Annotated in this window: 16 protein-coding genes; 8 read left to right on the top strand and 8 right to left on the bottom strand. The window is 46.8% G+C overall.

Features of this window, described 5'->3' with window-relative positions:
* From GLV97_RS08875 to GLV97_RS08860, 4 genes are all read right to left on the bottom strand, one after another.
* Nucleotides 1-477, bottom strand: coding sequence for a Fur family transcriptional regulator (locus tag GLV97_RS08875; protein WP_160835873.1), 477 nt, complete (start codon nt 475-477; stop codon nt 1-3).
* A 117-nt stretch (nt 478-594) separates the two neighbouring features.
* A complete protein-coding gene (gene spoIIM, locus GLV97_RS08870; RefSeq protein WP_160835874.1) occupies nt 595-1,233 on the bottom strand; it encodes a stage II sporulation protein M in 639 nt (212 codons plus the stop codon).
* A gap of 73 nt (nt 1,234-1,306) precedes the next feature.
* Complete coding sequence (locus GLV97_RS08865) at nt 1,307-2,467, bottom strand: endonuclease Q family protein (RefSeq protein WP_160889530.1); 1,161 nt, start codon at nt 2,465-2,467, stop codon at nt 1,307-1,309.
* Complete coding sequence (locus tag GLV97_RS08860; protein ID WP_160835876.1) at nt 2,464-3,006, bottom strand: NUDIX hydrolase; 543 nt, start codon at nt 3,004-3,006, stop codon at nt 2,464-2,466. Before GLV97_RS08860 ends, GLV97_RS08865 begins: the two co-directional genes overlap by 4 nt.
* Before the next feature lie 95 nt (nt 3,007-3,101).
* On the opposite strand from GLV97_RS08860, the gene GLV97_RS08855 reads away from it, so the two are divergent.
* The gene (locus tag GLV97_RS08855) at nt 3,102-4,022 is read left to right on the top strand and encodes an aldo/keto reductase (RefSeq protein WP_160889529.1); all 921 of its coding nucleotides are present in this window, start codon (nt 3,102-3,104) and stop codon (nt 4,020-4,022) included.
* A gap of 37 nt (nt 4,023-4,059) precedes the next feature.
* Here the strand turns inward: GLV97_RS08855 and GLV97_RS08850 are convergent, their stop codons facing one another.
* Entirely contained in the window at nt 4,060-5,103 is a 1,044-nt protein-coding gene (locus GLV97_RS08850) for a dipeptidase (RefSeq protein WP_160835878.1), read from the bottom strand.
* Between the two features lie 15 nt (nt 5,104-5,118).
* Entirely contained in the window at nt 5,119-5,643 is a 525-nt protein-coding gene (locus GLV97_RS08845; RefSeq protein ID WP_160835879.1) for a DinB family protein, read from the bottom strand.
* Nucleotides 5,644-6,224: 581 nt separating this feature from the next.
* Here GLV97_RS08845 and GLV97_RS08840 point away from each other — a divergent pair.
* From GLV97_RS08840 to GLV97_RS08825, 4 genes are all read left to right on the top strand, one after another.
* A complete protein-coding gene (locus GLV97_RS08840; RefSeq protein ID WP_160889528.1) occupies nt 6,225-7,367 on the top strand; it encodes a glycosyltransferase family 4 protein in 1,143 nt (380 codons plus the stop codon).
* 17 nt (nt 7,368-7,384) lie between these two features.
* Nucleotides 7,385-8,686, top strand: coding sequence for a UDP-glucose dehydrogenase family protein (locus tag GLV97_RS08835; RefSeq protein ID WP_160889527.1), 1,302 nt, complete (start codon nt 7,385-7,387; stop codon nt 8,684-8,686).
* Nucleotides 8,687-8,845: 159 nt separating this feature from the next.
* Nucleotides 8,846-10,312: an MDR family MFS transporter gene (locus GLV97_RS08830; protein WP_373562350.1), complete on the top strand. Its 1,467-nt coding sequence runs from the start codon at nt 8,846-8,848 to the stop codon at nt 10,310-10,312.
* A gap of 147 nt (nt 10,313-10,459) precedes the next feature.
* Nucleotides 10,460-11,023, top strand: a complete 564-nt coding sequence (locus GLV97_RS08825) for a hypothetical protein (protein ID WP_160889526.1) — start codon at nt 10,460-10,462, stop codon at nt 11,021-11,023.
* Between the two features lie 602 nt (nt 11,024-11,625).
* Here GLV97_RS08825 and GLV97_RS08820 read toward each other — a convergent pair.
* On the bottom strand, nt 11,626-12,738 hold the full coding sequence (locus tag GLV97_RS08820) for an NAD(P)/FAD-dependent oxidoreductase (protein WP_160889525.1): 1,113 nt from the start codon (nt 12,736-12,738) through the stop codon (nt 11,626-11,628).
* Nucleotides 12,739-12,923: 185 nt separating this feature from the next.
* On the opposite strand from GLV97_RS08820, the gene GLV97_RS08815 reads away from it, so the two are divergent.
* Nucleotides 12,924-13,145 carry a hypothetical protein gene (locus GLV97_RS08815; RefSeq protein WP_160889524.1) on the top strand — a complete coding sequence of 74 codons (222 nt, stop codon included), beginning with the start codon at nt 12,924-12,926 and terminating at the stop codon, nt 13,143-13,145.
* Between the two features lie 34 nt (nt 13,146-13,179).
* On the opposite strand, the gene GLV97_RS08810 is transcribed toward GLV97_RS08815, so the two are convergent.
* Entirely contained in the window at nt 13,180-14,652 is a 1,473-nt protein-coding gene (locus tag GLV97_RS08810) for a UDP-N-acetylmuramoyl-L-alanyl-D-glutamate--2,6-diaminopimelate ligase (protein WP_160889523.1), read from the bottom strand.
* 226 nt (nt 14,653-14,878) lie between these two features.
* Here GLV97_RS08810 and sppA point away from each other — a divergent pair, with 226 nt between their 5' ends.
* Nucleotides 14,879-15,880, top strand: a complete 1,002-nt coding sequence (gene sppA, locus GLV97_RS08805; protein WP_160835887.1) for a signal peptide peptidase SppA — start codon at nt 14,879-14,881, stop codon at nt 15,878-15,880.
* Nucleotides 15,881-15,892: 12 nt separating this feature from the next.
* The gene (locus tag GLV97_RS08800; protein ID WP_160889522.1) at nt 15,893-16,429 is read left to right on the top strand and encodes an RDD family protein; all 537 of its coding nucleotides are present in this window, start codon (nt 15,893-15,895) and stop codon (nt 16,427-16,429) included.
* Nucleotides 16,430-16,802: the final 373 nt, after the last annotated feature.

The following is a 16,802-nucleotide window of genomic DNA, read 5'->3' as shown; positions in this document are numbered from 1 at the left end:
TCATTTTTTGTTTTCTTCTGCAGATGAAGCAGTGACTGCCTGCTTTTGACAGACACGGCAGATGCCGTGGAAGGTCAGCCGGTGATCCTTCACTTCAAATCCCCATTGACTTTCAACTATTTTTTCAACGTCAAGCAGAAGGTCTTCCTCAATTTCCTCCACGGACCCGCATTCGATGCAGACCAGGTGGTGGTGGAAATGTTCGGCCCCTTCTTTTCTTAAATCATAACGGGAAACGCCGTCTCCAAAATTGATTTTGTCGACAACTTTCAATTCAGTTAAGAGTTCAAGTGTACGATATACGGTAGCAAGACCAATTTCAGGTGCTTTCTCTTTTACGAGGAGGTAAACATCTTCCGCACTTAAATGATCTTCTTCGTTTTCCAGTAAAACCCGTACAGTTGCTTCCCGCTGCGGTGTAAGCTTATAACTTTGGGAATGCAGCTGCTTCTTTATTTTTTCAATACGATGTTCCATATCGTTCGTCCCTCCCTCGTCTTACCATTCTCATTATAATCAGAGACAGAACGAGTGTCAAATTATAATCATTTTAATCTGTTAATGATAATCGTTATTATTTAACAATCGACTCCCTTACTGATACAGCCACTTTAAAACAAGCTCCAAAATAGAGTTTGAGATGAAGACCTCAATGACGGAAGATACCATCAGCACGGCCATCAAGGCCCCAAACAATCCGCTGTACCGGATGAATCCCTTCATGACCGGCTGGTGAACCCTTCTTATAAACAGCTGCTTGCAGAGGGTAAGTGAGAATATCAACGCAAGAGAGCCTGCGATCAGGTAAACGGGAATGATAATCAAATTCTGGGGAGCGATGGAGACCGTGGATATCAGCAGTCCGTACCATCCCATCTGATTGACAAGAAATCCAACAGAAAAACCAAGCACCAGCCCTTTAATAAAAAGCAGAACGGTAATGACGGGCATACCGATCACTGAAATCCCCAGCAGGAAGAGAAGCAGCATATACTTTACATGGTAAAGGACACTGTCCTTCCACAACAACGCTCTCCCCGTCCCCGGAGACGACGCCTGCTGCTCAAAAAACTGTTTCAAATAGAAAAAGAGATCCTGCTTCTGTACAAAGTTCATACTGTTCACAATCACAGCTCCGAATATGATTCCCATTAGAAACAGCACAAAAATGAATACGAAAATATTCATATGAGATTGTACATCATTTTTCACCATCCGCATTCCCTGGTGCATATTCCCCCACCCTTTCTTCTACCTGGTCTATGACCACTCTATGAGAAAAGATGAAAAAATAGACCTTAAAAAGCTAGCGGATCACGCCGTACTTCCCTCCACCTCCTTTAGTAATAGAAAAAATCCCTTTCCTCATATCCAGAATTCTTTGAACGGTTGAACCGGGGAGCAGGCGAATGAGATCCGATTCTGATGCATGATGAATGATGTTCATCTCATTTTGAAACGCATCTATCAGCTTTTGATAGGTTTTCGGGCCTATACCGGGAAGTGTATGAAGAGGGACCTGCGGAATATAAGGAGGCCTTTCCCGGTCCTGCCTTCTTACCGACAACTCACGGATGCGATCCGAAACCCCTTTGATCCATTTTTCTTTTCCGCAGGAAGGACAGCGGATTTCCTCATTATCAGACCGTTGATGCAGACACGCAGCACATACCGTCTGATAGTATTTGCCCATCCGCGGATCCATCCCATAATTAACGTTTACTTTCCTTCCGCTCCGGTTATGAAGCGCCAGGCGCAGTTCTTCAAACGAAGGATCCTTCATCCGGATCGATTGATATTCCCTTGCCATATTAGCTGTAGAATGAGCGTCGGAATTCGTCACATACGTAAATGGCTGAAGTTCATAGAGATGGGAAGCCATCCCCGTATCTGCACTCAGTCCGAGCTCAACAGCATCAATGAATCTGTTGTCCAGCACTTCCTCTAGTGACGTACGAACCCCTTTACCATACAAACTTTTAAATGGCGTAAAAATATGGGCGGGAATAAATAGACCTCCGTTATCCCTGACATACGACTGAAGTTCACGCGCCGTTCCGTAGAAACGCTGGGAGCTCAACGAAATATTTTTCATCTTCTTGGACAGCCACTTTGAAAAACGTGCCATATCCTTCATATACGGAAAATAGCAGAGCAGATGGACCGGCCCTGAACAGGAAGCATCATACACTTCAATTTCCGCACCAGGAATCAAAACCGTCTGGTTGTATTGAATACCGCCTTCCGGAAGCTCTCTTGCTTCACCCTTTGACAAGTGGGACTGGATTTCCTCCTGGACAGCAGGTGACTGAGCGTCTATAACGCCCACCATGTCCAAACCTTTGGAACCGGAAGCTTCTTCAACCACTTTCGTAAGGGTCAGGTTCTTTGAACCGGTAATTTTTACAGGTCCTCCATACCAGTCCCGTCCGATATGGATATGTAAATCTACGAAGTAGTTGTTCATTTCTGCTTCAACTGCAGATATAGAAGAGCATAGGCCGTTTTGGCATCGTGAATCCGCTGATCCCTTTCAAGCTGGACGGCTTCGTCCAAAGAAAGTTCCATCAGTTCCACGAATTCATCCTCATCACCGTCGGGCTGTATGTCCATCGGTTCGATGTTATCTGTAAAGTACACATAGACCAGTTCATCTGCAAAACCCGGGGATGTGTAAAAGGAAGTCACCAGTTCTAAATCTTCGGTTGCATACCCGGTTTCCTCCTCCAATTCCCTCATGGCACATGATTTCGGGTCCTCTCCCGGCTCCAGCTTGCCGGCGGGAATTTCAATGATGCTTTTCTCCATCGCTTTCCTATATTGTTCCACAAGGACGAGCTTACCTTCTTTGGTTGTCGCAATAACCGCTACGGCTCCCGGGTGTCTGATGAGCTCCCGTTTAGATGTATTGCCATCGGGTAAAGTAACACTGTCCACGTCAAGCTGGACAATTTTACCTGTGTAAATCGTTTCGGACTGGTAGGTTTTCTCTTCGAATTTTTTCATGGATCTCATCCTCTCTTATGATCTACCGCCATTCTATCACAGGAGTAGCGTATACAATGAATGTTACGATAAACTAAACAGGAAAGGATGATTATATGAAGAAAAGACGCCTTGGAAATTCAGATCTATACGTATCAGAAATCGGACTGGGATGCATGTCCCTTGGAACAGATTATTCAAAAGCAGAAGATATCGTACACGAGGCTCTGGACTCCGGTATTAATTATCTGGACACCGCTGACTTGTATGATTATGGACAAAATGAAGAAATCGTCGGGCAGGCTGTCAAAGGTCGACGTGATGAGGTCATCATCGGATCAAAGGTGGGCAACAAATTCACCCCCGGCGAAGAAGGCTGGACATGGGATCCTTCTAAAAAACACATTAAAGAAGGGGTGAAGAGCAGTCTGAAACGGCTTGGTGTGGATTATATCGATTTATATCAGCTTCACGGGGGGACGATTGAAGACTCTATAGAAGAAAGTATTCAGGCTTTTGATGAACTTGTCGACGAAGGATTGATCCGCGCTTACGGCATATCATCCATCCGGCCCAACGTCATCAAACAATACGTAGAGAAGTCGAACATCGTAAGCATTATGATGCAGTATAATGCTATGGACAGACGCCCCGAGGAACTGCTTGATTACCTGGCTGATCATGATATCAGTGTGCTGGCCCGCGGCCCATTGGCCAAAGGTATGCTGTCAAGCAGAGGCCCGGAAAAAGCCGCTTCAAAAGCTGACAACGGATACTTGGAATACAGCCAAGAAGAAGTCCTGTCCATCGCTGAACAATGGCCATCCTTCACAGGTTCGGATAAAAACGCCGAAACGCTTGCCCTTCAGTACGTGCTCCATCACCCTGCCGTGGCCTCAGCCGTTTTCGGCGCCCGCACGACCGACCAATTGGCCGACAGCTTAACATACAGGACCGCTCCCGGCTTAACAGATGAAACGTACAGGAAGATACAATCGTTAACCAAACCATTAACTTATCAAAAGCATCGTTCTTAACTAAAAGCCTCCGGAATGTATCCGGAGGCTTTTATTATCATCTCCACGTCTGGTCCAGCACCCTGATCCAGTTTTTATAAGTCAATTGCTCTAATTCGCCCTTCGTCCACCCTCTCTTTTCAAGAACATTCAAAAGAGCAGGGACTCCTGTCACATCCTTTACAGCATCCGGAACCACCGTACCATCAAAATCCGAACCTAAAGCGACATGCTCTACACCAATCCGGTCTTTGACATAATCGATGTGCTCCGCAATATCCTCGAGAGAAGCCTCCGGGTCCCCCTCAGCTTTGGGGGTCACCATATTGGGATCGATACTGTAAGTGATACCAATCAAACCACCAGAACGGCCGATTTGATCTATTTGAGGATCTGTAAGATTCCGCGATACCGGGCAGATACGGTGGACGTTGGCATGTGTAGCCACTAAAGGTTTATCTGAAAGGGCAGCCACATCCCAGAATCCCTTTTCATTTAAATGGGAAAGATCAATCATAATTCCCAGTTCACAGCACTTTCGAATGAGATCTCTCCCTTCAGGCGTCAGACCAGGGCCGGTATCAGGAGAAGACGGGTAACCGTAAGGGACACCTTCCCCGAACGAATTGGGTCTGCTCCAGACGGGACCGATGGACCGTACCCCCGCGTGGTATAACACGTAAAGCAGATCCAGATCTTTATCTAAAGCTTCTGCGCCTTCCATATGGAGAATCCCCCCCATCCATCGGCCCTCTACAGCTTTTTTCAAATCGGTAATCGTCCGTATCACTTTGAAGGCCCCTCCTGATAAACCTTCCAGCTGAAGAAAACGGGCCATGGATCTCATCGTAGAAGCAAGCGCATACTCCCGTGAAAGCTTTGGAGGCAGGGTTTTCATATAACCTGCCGGTGCAGGCAGGAGGCTCGGAGCAGGATCCGATTCTGGGTTGGGAGAAAAAACCGCAAAGAAGCCCGCCGCATAACCCGCCTTTGTTCCACGGGGAAAGTCCAGATGAGCAGACGGAAGTCCTGTGAAAAACGCATCCGCTCCATGCTGGAGTTCCAGCAGAGTATCGTGATGTCCATCTATAAAACGAAGCATATACATGTTCCTTTCCTAATTCATCGATTTAGACTTTCTAACCAACGCACGGATTTGGCCTCTATGGTTGATTTCATCTTCCATCACATGAAACCAGAGATAGTAGGGATTATGAACGAGGCCGTTCGGCCATGTCCTCTGTTCAAAAAGCCACTCATCCCCTTTCTCTTTCAACCTTTCCAGTGTGCCGCTGCGGACGTCCTCCAGCTGTTTGATATAAAAGGAAGCGGGCCTCGAATGAATGGCCTCTGCTGCATCTTCCCCAAGGGTGAGCGCAGCCCCCCACTGCTCTGCTTCCTTTTCATTCAGGTCTCTATGTTCAAAACTGATCACCTGGTGAACATATTCTATAGCGGCTGTATGAAGGAGGAGAGCTCCAATGGAGTTCCCTCCATCCTCTCGTTGATCCAGCGCTTCCACGGTCAGATAACGGACCTCTTCCACCGTGACCGATCGTACGTGATTCATCATCCAGACCAGCTCACCGATTTTTGAGGTGAACGCTTTTTCAGATTCCACTTCATAAAAAATCAAAGCCATCCCTCATTTCTTTTGTTACAAAATGTTAATAAATCTGCTGAAAAAACTGATTTTTTCATTTCCTCTGCCTGTTTATTCGACAAAAATACGTGTTTACCTTTCTCAAACAGACACATCTATCGAATTATGTAGATATTTTTGTGGTTTAAAACCGTTTAAATGACGGTATATGCTAAGTACTAACAAATCGGTTCTCTCCGTTCGGCACTTGTCACCAAATCCATTCAAACCCCTGAGGAGGAAAACCAATGAAAATCAAAGTTGGTATTTGGAAGCGTTTGACAAACAAGGACAAAATGATTCTCTTAAAAGCCGTCAGCCAGCAGTCCATCTCTAAAAAATCCGCATAAATCCTTCCAAGTTCCCCAAGCCCCTGCACTGCAGCGGAAAACGACACCTGTCCATTTTCAATTTTCCGATTCCTTAACCTGCCCCGGCAGGTTTTTTTGCTGTTTGGAAACCTATCATTATGAACGCTGTGTAAAGTTTATTCGGATCTCCTCCTCCCCCGCATAATCATTTTTTCAGACGAATAGATAAATACCAGTAGACATGCCTGAAAAATGCAGAGGGGGTAAATCATGAAAGCCGCCATTTTCACAGATACCTATGTACCTCAAATCAATGGGGTTGCCAAAACGCTGAAGAAATGGACCGATTTCCTGGAAAAAAAGCAGATGCCCTACCGCTTGTTCGCTCCGAATCCCCTTGGATCCTGCGATTATAATGAGAACATCCAACGTTTTAAAAGTCTCCCTTTCTGGCTGTACCCGGAATGCCGGCTGGCCTTCCCTTGTTTATCTCACATACGAAAAGAACTGGACACGTTTAAACCGGACATTATTCATATTGCAACACCGTTCAATATGGGCTGGGCAGGCCATTACTATGCACGGAAGCTGAAAATCCCACTGGTTGGATCGTATCACACCCACTTTCATAAGTATTTGGACTTTTATAAGATGTCCTTTTTAACCCCTCTTATCTGGAATTATATGCGTCGGTTTCACCAGCCTTTCAAACGAACTTTCGTTCCATCCATAGAAACGAAGAAGGAGCTGTTAAACAAGGGATTATCCAATATATCCATTTGGTCACGCGGAGTGGACAGCTATCAATTCCGCCCTGAAGCCCAATCGACCTACCTGCGGGACACATTCGGCATCACAAAACCCTTCATCTTAACCTATGTCGGCAGACTGGCTCCTGAGAAGGGCCTGGATGTTCTTATGAAAGCAGCCGCCACGATGCCCCGTGAATGGCACCCCTACATCCATTGGGTGGTTGTTGGTGAAGGTCCCTTATATCAGCCCCTTCAACATTCCGCACCGTCCAACATGACATTTACCGGCTATAAAAATGGACAGGAACTAAGCCGGATATATGCCGAATCCTCTCTCCTGGTCTTTCCATCTGCTACGGAAACATTCGGCAATGTCGTCCTGGAAGCTCTGGCATCCGGAACCCCGGCCATTGTAGCCGACTCCGGGGGTGTCAAGGAAATTGTCCAGCACGGACAAACCGGCTGGATCTGCAGGCCGGGCGATCCAGCCAGTTTCGTAGCAGCGGTGGAACACCTGCTGCGGGATCCGCTTTTGCTGCAGACCATGAGTGGCAATGCCAGAGACTATGCCTTAACCCGTTCATGGGAGGCTGTTTTCAATGAACTGCTCCGTGAATATCAAGCGGTTGTGGAAGATGTTCCGATGTTGTCGCATGCATAAAAAAAGGAGATGATGAATTGAATAAGCTGGCTGTCATCGGAGCAGGGTATGTCGGGCTTGTTACAGGCATCTGTCTCGCTTCCTGTGGACACGATGTCACATGTATGGATATTGATGAATGTAAAATCGACCAGTTAAAGGCTGGCCGGCTGCCCCTTTTCGAACCAGGATTACAGGAACTTCATGATACCAATACAGCCAAAGGAAGACTCTCCTTTACGACAAATCCGGAACAAGCCGTCCAGCATGCAGAAGGGGTGTTCATCGCTGTCGGTACACCTCCGCGCAAAGACGGTGGAGCTGATTTATCGTATATTCACAACGCGATACAGTCCATAGCTCCATTTCTTCAGAAAGATTCGGTCATCATCATGAAAAGTACTGTTCCCGTGGGCACCCACGCAGATGTAAAGAAGCTTCTGGACCGAACAGCCGGCCACCCTGTCCGTCTGGTCTCCAACCCTGAGTTTTTGAGAGAAGGCTCGGCGGTCAATGATTTCTTTTACAGCGACCGCATCGTCATCGGTTCGAATGATCCTTCGCCGGCTTCCTTTGTTGAGCAGCTCTATCATTCCATTCCTTCCCCTGTGATTCATACAGATCCGCAGACAGCAGAAATGATCAAATATTCATCGAATGCCTTTCTAGCGGCTAAAATCAGCTTTATCAATGAGATGGCTGCTTTATGTGAAGCTGAAGGCGCCGATATCTCCATGGTGGCTGCCGGGATGGGAATGGACAAAAGAATTGGTGAGCACTTTTTAAAAGCGGGCATCGGGTACGGCGGCTCTTGTTTTCCTAAAGATACGACTGCACTTCTTTATTCAGCAGCGCAGCAAAACATAACCGTTCCTCTGCTTTCCTCTATCCATGAAGTCAACCGCAGACAACCCCGGGTGTTTATCAAAAAAGTGCTCGATCGTTTTGGATCTATTGAAGGTAAAAAAGCCGCTGTTCTCGGTTTAACCTTTAAACCCAATACAGATGACCTGCGCCGATCACCCTCCAGGGAAATCATTAACCTTCTCGTTGAAGAAGGAGCGATGGTGACGGGATATGATCCTGTCGTCAGTGTAAGCGGAAAACGGGTATGGCAGATTCCCCTCGCCCAAACCATGGAAGAGGCATTGACCGGCGCTGACCTGGCCGTCATCTGTACAGAATGGAAAGAAATCATCGATTTCCCACTGCACTGCTATCCTTTATATATGAAAGAAGCTAATATTTTCGATGGAAGGAATTGTTACCCGGTCAGCCAGGCCCGTGGTCTACCTCTTTTTTACTCCTCCGTCGGCCGGCCTGTTTACAAAGGGATATAAACCTACATTCACCCGCAGGATTCGTTCCTTCGGGTGTTTATATATCCAAACTCCAGTTTACATAATTTTATACCAGTGACTTAGCGAAGCAGAATGGTTTGTTCTGCTGAAGACTCGGCGTATAATGGTTTTTCAGTAGGTTAAAAAGGAGGAAGGAATGTGTCCGAACAAACACCCAATCGAGTCCTGATGGCCGCCTTGCTGCTTGCAGGATCGTTTATAACCATATTAAACCAAACGCTGATGATTACCGCTATCCCGCCGATCATGGACGAAATGAACGTATCGGCAAACTCAGCCCAGTGGCTGACCACCGTGTTTATGCTGGTCAACGGAGTCATGATACCTGTGACAGCTTTTTTAATTGAACGTTTCTCCACCCGGCAGCTATTTTTAAGCGCTATGGGAATTTTCACAGTGGGGACCATCCTCGGAGGGATTGCCCCAAACTTTCCTATGCTCTTAATGGGACGCGTGGTCCAGTCCATGGGGGCAGGGGTCATGCTTCCATTGATGCAGACCGTCTTCTTGATGATTTTCCCCGTGGAGCGCCGCGGCACGGCCATGGGATACATTGGACTGGTCATTTCCTTTGCGCCCGCCATCGGGCCCGCCCTGTCCGGATGGATCACATCTGAATTCAGCTGGAGATTTTTGTTCTGGCTCATTCTCCCGCTGCCATTACTCATCATCATTGTTGCTTATTTTATATTAAAAAACGTAACAAAACTGACCTATCCGACTGTGGATCCCCTATCGATCCTTCTGTCGTCTGCAGGCTTCGGAGGGCTTTTGTATGGATTTACACTTGCCGGAAACGCCGGCTGGTCTTCACCAGTCACGCTTACGGTTCTGGCGGGCAGTTCAATTGCACTTGCCTTATTCATAACCAGGCAGTTGAAAATGGAGCACCCGATGCTCGAATTCCGGGTTTTCCGTTACCCTGTTTTTTCAATAACCACCGGAATTGCCATGATTGCCTTTTTAGGCTTAATCGGATCGGAAACATTGATCCCGCTCTACATGCAGGACATGCGTGAATTCACGGCCTTTGAATCCGGGCTCGCCCTGCTCCCGGGGGCGGTCATTACAGCCTTCATGTCTCCGGTGACAGGAAGGATTTTCGATAAGATCGGCGCGCGCCTGTTAGCTGTCTGTGGGTTGATCATCCTTACCGGCGCAACAGCAGCCTTTTCATTCCTGGATATCCGTACGACGTTCACAACCATCACCGTCTTGTATGCCATTCGGATGTTCGGCCTTTCTATGGTCATGATGCCTGTGACAACAGCAGGGTTGAACCAACTGCCTAACCGGTTGATTCCACACGGAACAGCTATGAGCAATACCATGCGGATGGTGGCTGCATCTGTTGGTACAGCCGTTCTTGTAACGATTATGACATCCACAGCTCAATCAGCCGGAGCTGATCCAGCCATTGATCATCCCGCAATCTTTGGAGTGAATACAGCCTTTATGGTCATTACAGCTCTATCTATTGCAGGAATCATCCTTGCCTTTTTCGTAAAACGCACCCATCCGCCGGATGAAACAGAAGAAGCTCCCGCCCCTCAAACAGGTGGAAAAGAGACTTCTCTCAAAACTTCATTCGAGCATTCCAAATAAAAAAGCCGCCTCTCAGGCAGCTTCCGCTTGTAGAGAAACCTCTTGGTTTTTCTACAAGCTTTTTTTATTATTCTAAGAACAGGAAAGATATAAAGAAACTTTTCCAGCCCTATATGCGTCTTTGTCATTAGAGGAAGGAGGTGCTTGGTGAGTAATAAATTCAGAGGTTTCATTCTATATACTTTGATCGCAGGTATTCTAGCGGGTGGCTTTTCTTTCGGCTCCGACCATTTACCTTACGTTGGCAAAAACATCCCTTTCGTTTATTCTGTCTATGTCTATCTTGTCGTTACCATTAACTCACTGGCTTTTTGGTTCGTACTTTCCATGATTCCAGGTTTTGTTTATGCTGTAAACTTGAAGGAGTCGATCATATTTGGATGTATAGCCGCTGTGACTGCTATAACATTCTACCTTGTAATTGGTGAATATTTCGGGGATATGTTCCGTACGTATAATTATAATTGGTACGTCCCATCAGCTCTTGGCGGTATGATCGGAGGTGCTGCTGGTTACTTCGCTAAACGGAACAAAGACGTATTACTAATATTGATTCCCGGCTTCCTCCTTCAGTTGTTGAGAAATGGCACGGATAGCTGGAATAATGGCATTGGAATGGCTCACAACCTGACTATTTGTATAATGATACTCATCCTTAGTATTTATATCATACGAATTCGCATGAATAAGAGTCATGAAACAGAAAGCTGACGATCCGGCACTCCAATTTCCGAGGCACGGAAAAACTGAGGTTTTATGAAAGGTAAAGTTCTAAAAAGCGGATGACATGGGATATTTCATCCATGCCATCCGCTTTTTTTCTATTTTCATAAGGCTTACCCTTTCCATTCCTTCATTCGTTTCCCATTTGCTTTGAAAATCGCAATGGTGCCTTGAAGGCGCACGCCTTCGACACCTGAAGATGAGGAAGCCTGTTATCCGTGTGTTCATGTAATCTTTTCATTGTACAAAAAAAGAGTGATTTTCTTTTATGAATCAAAGAAATCACTCTTTTTAGATGGGACACCGTTGATTGCACGATGAGCGTTGGTATCGCCTGCGGGAACAGCGCGAGCTGAAGATCCGCTTGGTCTAATGATCTTCTTGACCAAGTCAGCTGGGGCCGTGCCCGCGGCAGGCATCCATCGACAAGCGATACGTGAGAATCAACAACCACCTTTAACCACTTCTCGCGTTAGGAAGGAAAGCATACCACAAGTCATGGGTGTGCTTTATTAATGATTTATGCTCTTAATAAAAGCGTATTTTAAATACAATCCATTCATGCGCCCTCATCTTACAAAAGCCATTTTTCACTTAAATAACCGGTCGATAGTATAAGGACTGATATCGATGGATGTATCCTCTCCCGCTGCAAGAGCAGACAACAGAGACCCGACGTAAGGACCGCTCGTCAGGCCGGATGCCCCAAGACCGTTGGCAGCAATGATATGCGGCTGATCGGGCAGACGCCCGAAGACTGGTAGTGATCCCGGCGTGAAAGGTCGAAAGCCTACCTTCGTTTCCACGTAGGTGGCTTCGTTTAAACCCGGGGCTGTCCGAAGAGCTTTTTCCAGCAATTGATGAATTCCCCCGGCAGTTACCCGCGAATCATGCGTCTGGATCTTTTCCTTTGTTGCTCCAACAACAAGTTTTCCTCCTTCAAAGCCCAGCATATAGTGGCTGAAAGGCGGCAGGAGTACCGGCCAGTGCTCCGTTTCATGCCCGGTAAGATGAAGGTGGATAATCTGAGCTTTCTCGAAGGTCACCCGCGGGCTCAGGGCAGCCGTTCCAAATAAAGCCCGCATCCAGGATCCATTCGTAAGGATGATTTGATCGGCATGACGCGGAACTCCATCGATGTCCACGCCTTCAATCTCCCCTTTATACGTACGTAAAGAGGCATTCCCCCGGATAATTTCTGCTCCTTTCCTCTCGGCGGCCTTCAAAAGAGAATCGGTGACCCGGCTGCCATTTACTCGGCCCGCCCCTGACAGATGAAGCGAGCGGTAATGCTCCGCAAGAGGGGGAAACATATCTCTTGTCTCTTTTGGAGACAACTTCGAAATTTCCCCCATTTCCGGTGTTTCCAGTTTCCGCATTTCTGCATAGGCGGCCTTCTGGTCAAGCTTTTCTTCTGTATCGAATATATTGAGGGCACCCACTCTTTTATACCCGGGATCAGAAATACCTGCTTCCTTGAGCTTTTCTACAAGTTCAGGGTAATACCCGGCCCCGTTGACAGCGAGCTGGTACCAGTCCCTGCTCGTCCGGTTCGTCAGCCATGGACAAATGATACCGGCCGCGTTCCGCGTCGCCTGGCCTTGTTCCCCGCGGTCGACAATAGCAACCTTTTCTCCTTTTTCCGCTAAATGATATGCTGTGGAAGCTCCTAAAATCCCTGCTCCAACAATTAAATATTTCATCGTATTCACCTACATTTTCATACATTTCCTTATGACATTTTAAAGGAAAAAGAGATGAAAAGATAGCGGAGACATACAGGGACAATCCGCTTCACGGTCTATCAGATGAACGTGCCGGTCCTGTTTGATGAACAGCCAAATATGATAGGATGAAAAAGAAATACCAGAAAGGAGTGCATCCGCTCATGAATGAACAGTTGAAAACAGGGATTGCCTTGATTGCAAGCTTCTTCCTGACTTTTGCTGGAGCCAGCCGTATTCTAACCAGCCAGCTCGAAGATATGGCCTTGTGGACGGCATGGGTTTTTCTCATTACCGGTGTGATCGGAATCACCGCCAATGGTCTGAAATGGAAAAGAATCAGCCGTTCCTCTCAGACATCCAGCCAGAAGAGAAACCATAAATAAAACACCCGGCGCATCCTGTTCTATGAAGGCTTCTTCATGATGATGGATGGACACCTGCTTTTACAGCGTTACACAAACTCTGTACTGTTTCCCTGTCGGAAGAATAAGGAAGATGATAAGCCTGCTGATACCTCTCATGGCCTTTGCCGGTAATGACGACCACATCCCCTTCCTCACTGGTTTCAAGAGCTGTTTTCAAAGCTGAAACTCTGTCGGGAATGACCGTTCCGCCAATCCAGCCTTCTTGTTCATGCAGCTTTTGAAGGCTGGCAGTCATTTCTTCATAAGGAACCGTGTTCAAATCATCCAAGGTTAGAATGTACCTGTCACTCCACTCCGATGAAGCATGCAGCATAGCCGGTCGTTTCGATTCATCTCGATTCCCTCTAAAACCAAACACATGTGTAATTTCCCCCTCATACTTACGCCCGGCAGCTTGAAGAAGGTGCCTGATACTATCCGCTGTATGAGCATAGTCGATGATGACATGAGCACCGTTTGCCAGGCTGTATTGTTCAAACCGGCCTGGAATACCCGGGAACGATTTCAAGGCATGAACCATCCTCTGCTTGGATACCCCTAAATGCTCAGCTGCTGTGCAGGCCTGCAGGGTATTATAGCTGTTGTACACACCTGCAATCGGAGTTGAATAATAAAACAGCTGTCCGTTTTCATTAAATCGGATGCCATGATCATCGACCTCTTGAATCTGAATATCAGAGGATTTTTCCGAGCCTGTCGAAGTAACCGGTTCTCCCTGATCGGAAAGAAGACAGGAAAGCCGCTCTCCCCATGAATCATCAGTATTTACGATGGCCTGTCCGCCTTCTTTCATCATGAAAAAGAGCTTGGACTTCGCCTGAAAATACTCTTCCATCGAGCGGTGGTAATCCAGGTGGTCCTGCTGAAGATTTGTGAATATGGTGATATCAAAGGTTACTCCTTCGAGACGGTACTGCTCCAGTCCGTGGGAGGAAACCTCCATCACAATCACCTCATCCCTGCTTTCATATAACCACTTATGAAGGTCCACCACTCCGGGAGTTGTCTGGAAGCCTTGAATGGTTTTCCCGTTCAGATAGTTCTCCACCGTTCCTAAGCGTCCACAGGAAAGCCCTCCGGCTTCCACAAGATGATGAAGCAGATGGGTGACGGTCGTTTTCCCATTGGTCCCCGTAACACCGATCATCGTTTTATTTCCTGCAGGATATTGGTAGTAAGCGGCAGCCAGCATACCCAGTGCTTTTCTCGGATGATGAACAAATAGAAAAGGTACAGAGATATCCCCCGGATTTTTATGCCCTACAATAAGTGCTGCTCCTTTGCGGCAGGCTTCCTCTATATAATCATGGCCATCTGTTTCATAGCCTTCAACAGCTGTAAAGATTTGGCCCGGGGTTACATTTCTGGAATCATCTGTGATTCCTGTTATTTCATCCTCCCACACATGCTCTAAAGATGAGGGGGCTTTTATATTAAACAGTTCGAACACTTCTTTGATTTTCACGTGGACTACTCCTTTATAGCAACATTCGTTTACAAGGAATATTTTAAAACAATACAGCATTCGGTGCTCCAATATCATCAGGATGTTATTGAATCTTAATGTCTGTCCCTAAATTATGGTTTTCGAGGAAAATTTGAAACCCAGCCTTCTTCTGATCCGTACAGTAATTGTCGATAGAAATTCGATGAACATGTATACTATGGAAGAGATTGAAAGGAGAGTACATATGACAAAAAGAATTACAGCGGCGGTTATTGCCGGAGCCCTGCTGATCGTAGCGATTGCCGTTCAGGCAGCCGGGGCCTTTTTATCACAGGAAGATGAAGAAAAAAACGGGGCGATGTCCCTTTTCTCCTCTAGTGAAAAGCTGGAGGAAAAAGTGGTGGAGCAAGGGGCTGCATCCAACCGTATCGTAGAAATCAACCTTGAAGGGACGATCATGGACAGTCCGGGTTCCAACACCAACCCATTCAGCGGCGGGGGTTACCAGCATGATCGTTTCATGAAGAAACTCGAGCAGATCAAAAATGATCCAACCATCAAAGGGGTGCACTTATATGTGAACTCGCCGGGCGGCGGTGTTTATGAAAGTGCGGAGATCCATGATAAGCTGATTGAAATTAAAGAAGCTGACAAAATGATCTATGTGTCCATGGGGAACATGGCCGCTTCCGGAGGCTATTACGTTTCTGCTCCTGCTGATCAGATTTATGCTTCCAATGAAACCTTTACCGGCTCACTTGGTGTCATTATGCAGAGTGTAAACTACCAGGAGCTCGCTAATGAGTATGGAGTGAAATTCAACACGATCAAGAGTGGTGAGTTCAAGGATATTATGAGTCCTACAAAAGAAATGACGGATGCGGACAGGGAAATTCTACAGACCCTGGTTGATGAATCCTATCAGCAGTTCGTGGACGTTATTTCTGAAGGAAGAGACATGTCGGAAAGTCGTGTCAAGGAACTGGCTGACGGGAGAATCTATTCTGGTAAACAGGCGGCTGAAAACGGTCTTGTCGACCAGATCGGCTTCCGCGAAGACACTCTTACAGCCTTAAAAGAGGAAATTGGAGGAGACCCACAGGTGTTTGAATATAAAAATACCATCACTTCTCTCTTTGATTTCCCAATGGCCCAAAGCTTGATGCCTGATAGCGAAATCCGTTATATCGAGCAGCTGATCAGTGAGCGTCAAGGCCCGACATTGATGTACATGTATACGGAATAAGGAGGAATAAAGATGGAGACTACAGAATTTGAACAATCCAATCACCCATTATCCACTTTAGTCCTTCAGCAGAAGGATGATATTCAGAGAGTCATTTTTGCGGGGTTCATTCCCCGTTTCTTTGCCTATCTCATTGACCTTCTCGTCATCTGGAGTATCAATTCCATCGTAACAAAGCCGCTGCTGCGTCTCGTTAACCTCGAGAATGCGCAGTTGTGGCTTCCTTTGTTCAGTGCAGAGAATATCACAACATCCCTGATTTTCTTCTTGTACTTTATTCTAATGACAAAGTTCTTCCAGGCGTCGCTTGGGAAAATGGTGTTCGGTCTATCCGTTGTGTCGCTGACCCGCAGTAAGATGGGTAACGGGCAGATTATCTTCCGGGAATGCATCGGCCGTTATATCAGCATGGCTCTTGGGGGAATCCCCTACCTTGTCGTGGCTTTCACAAAACGCCATCAAGGCATCCATGATTTATTTGCGGATACTTCTGTCATCAAAAACCGATTCACAAAGCTGAACGATCAAATGGAACAAAACAATCAATAATGAAAAAGCCTGAGTTAACCAGTTAAAGTTGTCCATTTGTCTTGTAAAGGGTCACTTTCCGCTTATCGGTGGATGAATGCCGCGGGCACGCCCTCCGCTGACTTGTCCAGGAAGGCCACCTGCCCAAGTGGATCTTCGGCCCGTGTTGTTCCCGCAGGCATCACCACCGAACACTCCTCGTGCCGACGTTAGCATATATAGAAGAGAACATGTGCCCTACGCAGGTTCGCAGATTCAAAAGAACGGCATGGGCGGCGCTGCTGCCGCCTGCATGGAAAAGAAAAAGGGAAAGAACAGGCGCTGACGACGGCTGCCTGCCGGAATATGAAAAAGACCCTCCTCCATCCAGCTGAGCTGGATGAATGAGGGTCTT

The sequence above is a fragment of the Halobacillus litoralis genome (assembly GCF_009856355.1).
In the GTDB taxonomy this organism is placed as follows: domain Bacteria; phylum Bacillota; class Bacilli; order Bacillales; family Halobacillaceae; genus Halobacillus; species Halobacillus litoralis_B.
Note: the sequence above shows the minus strand (reverse complement) of the source record. Positions and strands in the feature narration are given on the sequence as shown.

What these genes read in the sequence shown, in the direction of transcription:
- GLV97_RS08875 (WP_160835873.1), bottom strand. Translation starts at nt 477, where the DNA reads ATGGAACATCGTATTGAAAAAATAAAGAAGCAGCTGCATTCCCAAAGT.
- spoIIM (WP_160835874.1), bottom strand. Translation starts at nt 1,233, where the DNA reads ATGCACCAGGGAATGCGGATGGTGAAAAATGATGTACAATCTCATATG.
- GLV97_RS08865 (WP_160889530.1), bottom strand. Translation starts at nt 2,467, where the DNA reads ATGAACAACTACTTCGTAGATTTACATATCCATATCGGACGGGACTGG.
- GLV97_RS08860 (WP_160835876.1), bottom strand. Translation starts at nt 3,006, where the DNA reads ATGAAAAAATTCGAAGAGAAAACCTACCAGTCCGAAACGATTTACACA.
- GLV97_RS08855 (WP_160889529.1), top strand. Translation starts at nt 3,102, where the DNA reads ATGAAGAAAAGACGCCTTGGAAATTCAGATCTATACGTATCAGAAATC.
- GLV97_RS08850 (WP_160835878.1), bottom strand. Translation starts at nt 5,103, where the DNA reads ATGCTTCGTTTTATAGATGGACATCACGATACTCTGCTGGAACTCCAG.
- GLV97_RS08845 (WP_160835879.1), bottom strand. Translation starts at nt 5,643, where the DNA reads ATGGCTTTGATTTTTTATGAAGTGGAATCTGAAAAAGCGTTCACCTCA.
- GLV97_RS08840 (WP_160889528.1), top strand. Translation starts at nt 6,225, where the DNA reads ATGAAAGCCGCCATTTTCACAGATACCTATGTACCTCAAATCAATGGG.
- GLV97_RS08820 (WP_160889525.1), bottom strand. Translation starts at nt 12,738, where the DNA reads ATGAAATATTTAATTGTTGGAGCAGGGATTTTAGGAGCTTCCACAGCA.
- GLV97_RS08815 (WP_160889524.1), top strand. Translation starts at nt 12,924, where the DNA reads ATGAATGAACAGTTGAAAACAGGGATTGCCTTGATTGCAAGCTTCTTC.
- sppA (WP_160835887.1), top strand. Translation starts at nt 14,879, where the DNA reads ATGACAAAAAGAATTACAGCGGCGGTTATTGCCGGAGCCCTGCTGATC.
- GLV97_RS08800 (WP_160889522.1), top strand. Translation starts at nt 15,893, where the DNA reads ATGGAGACTACAGAATTTGAACAATCCAATCACCCATTATCCACTTTA.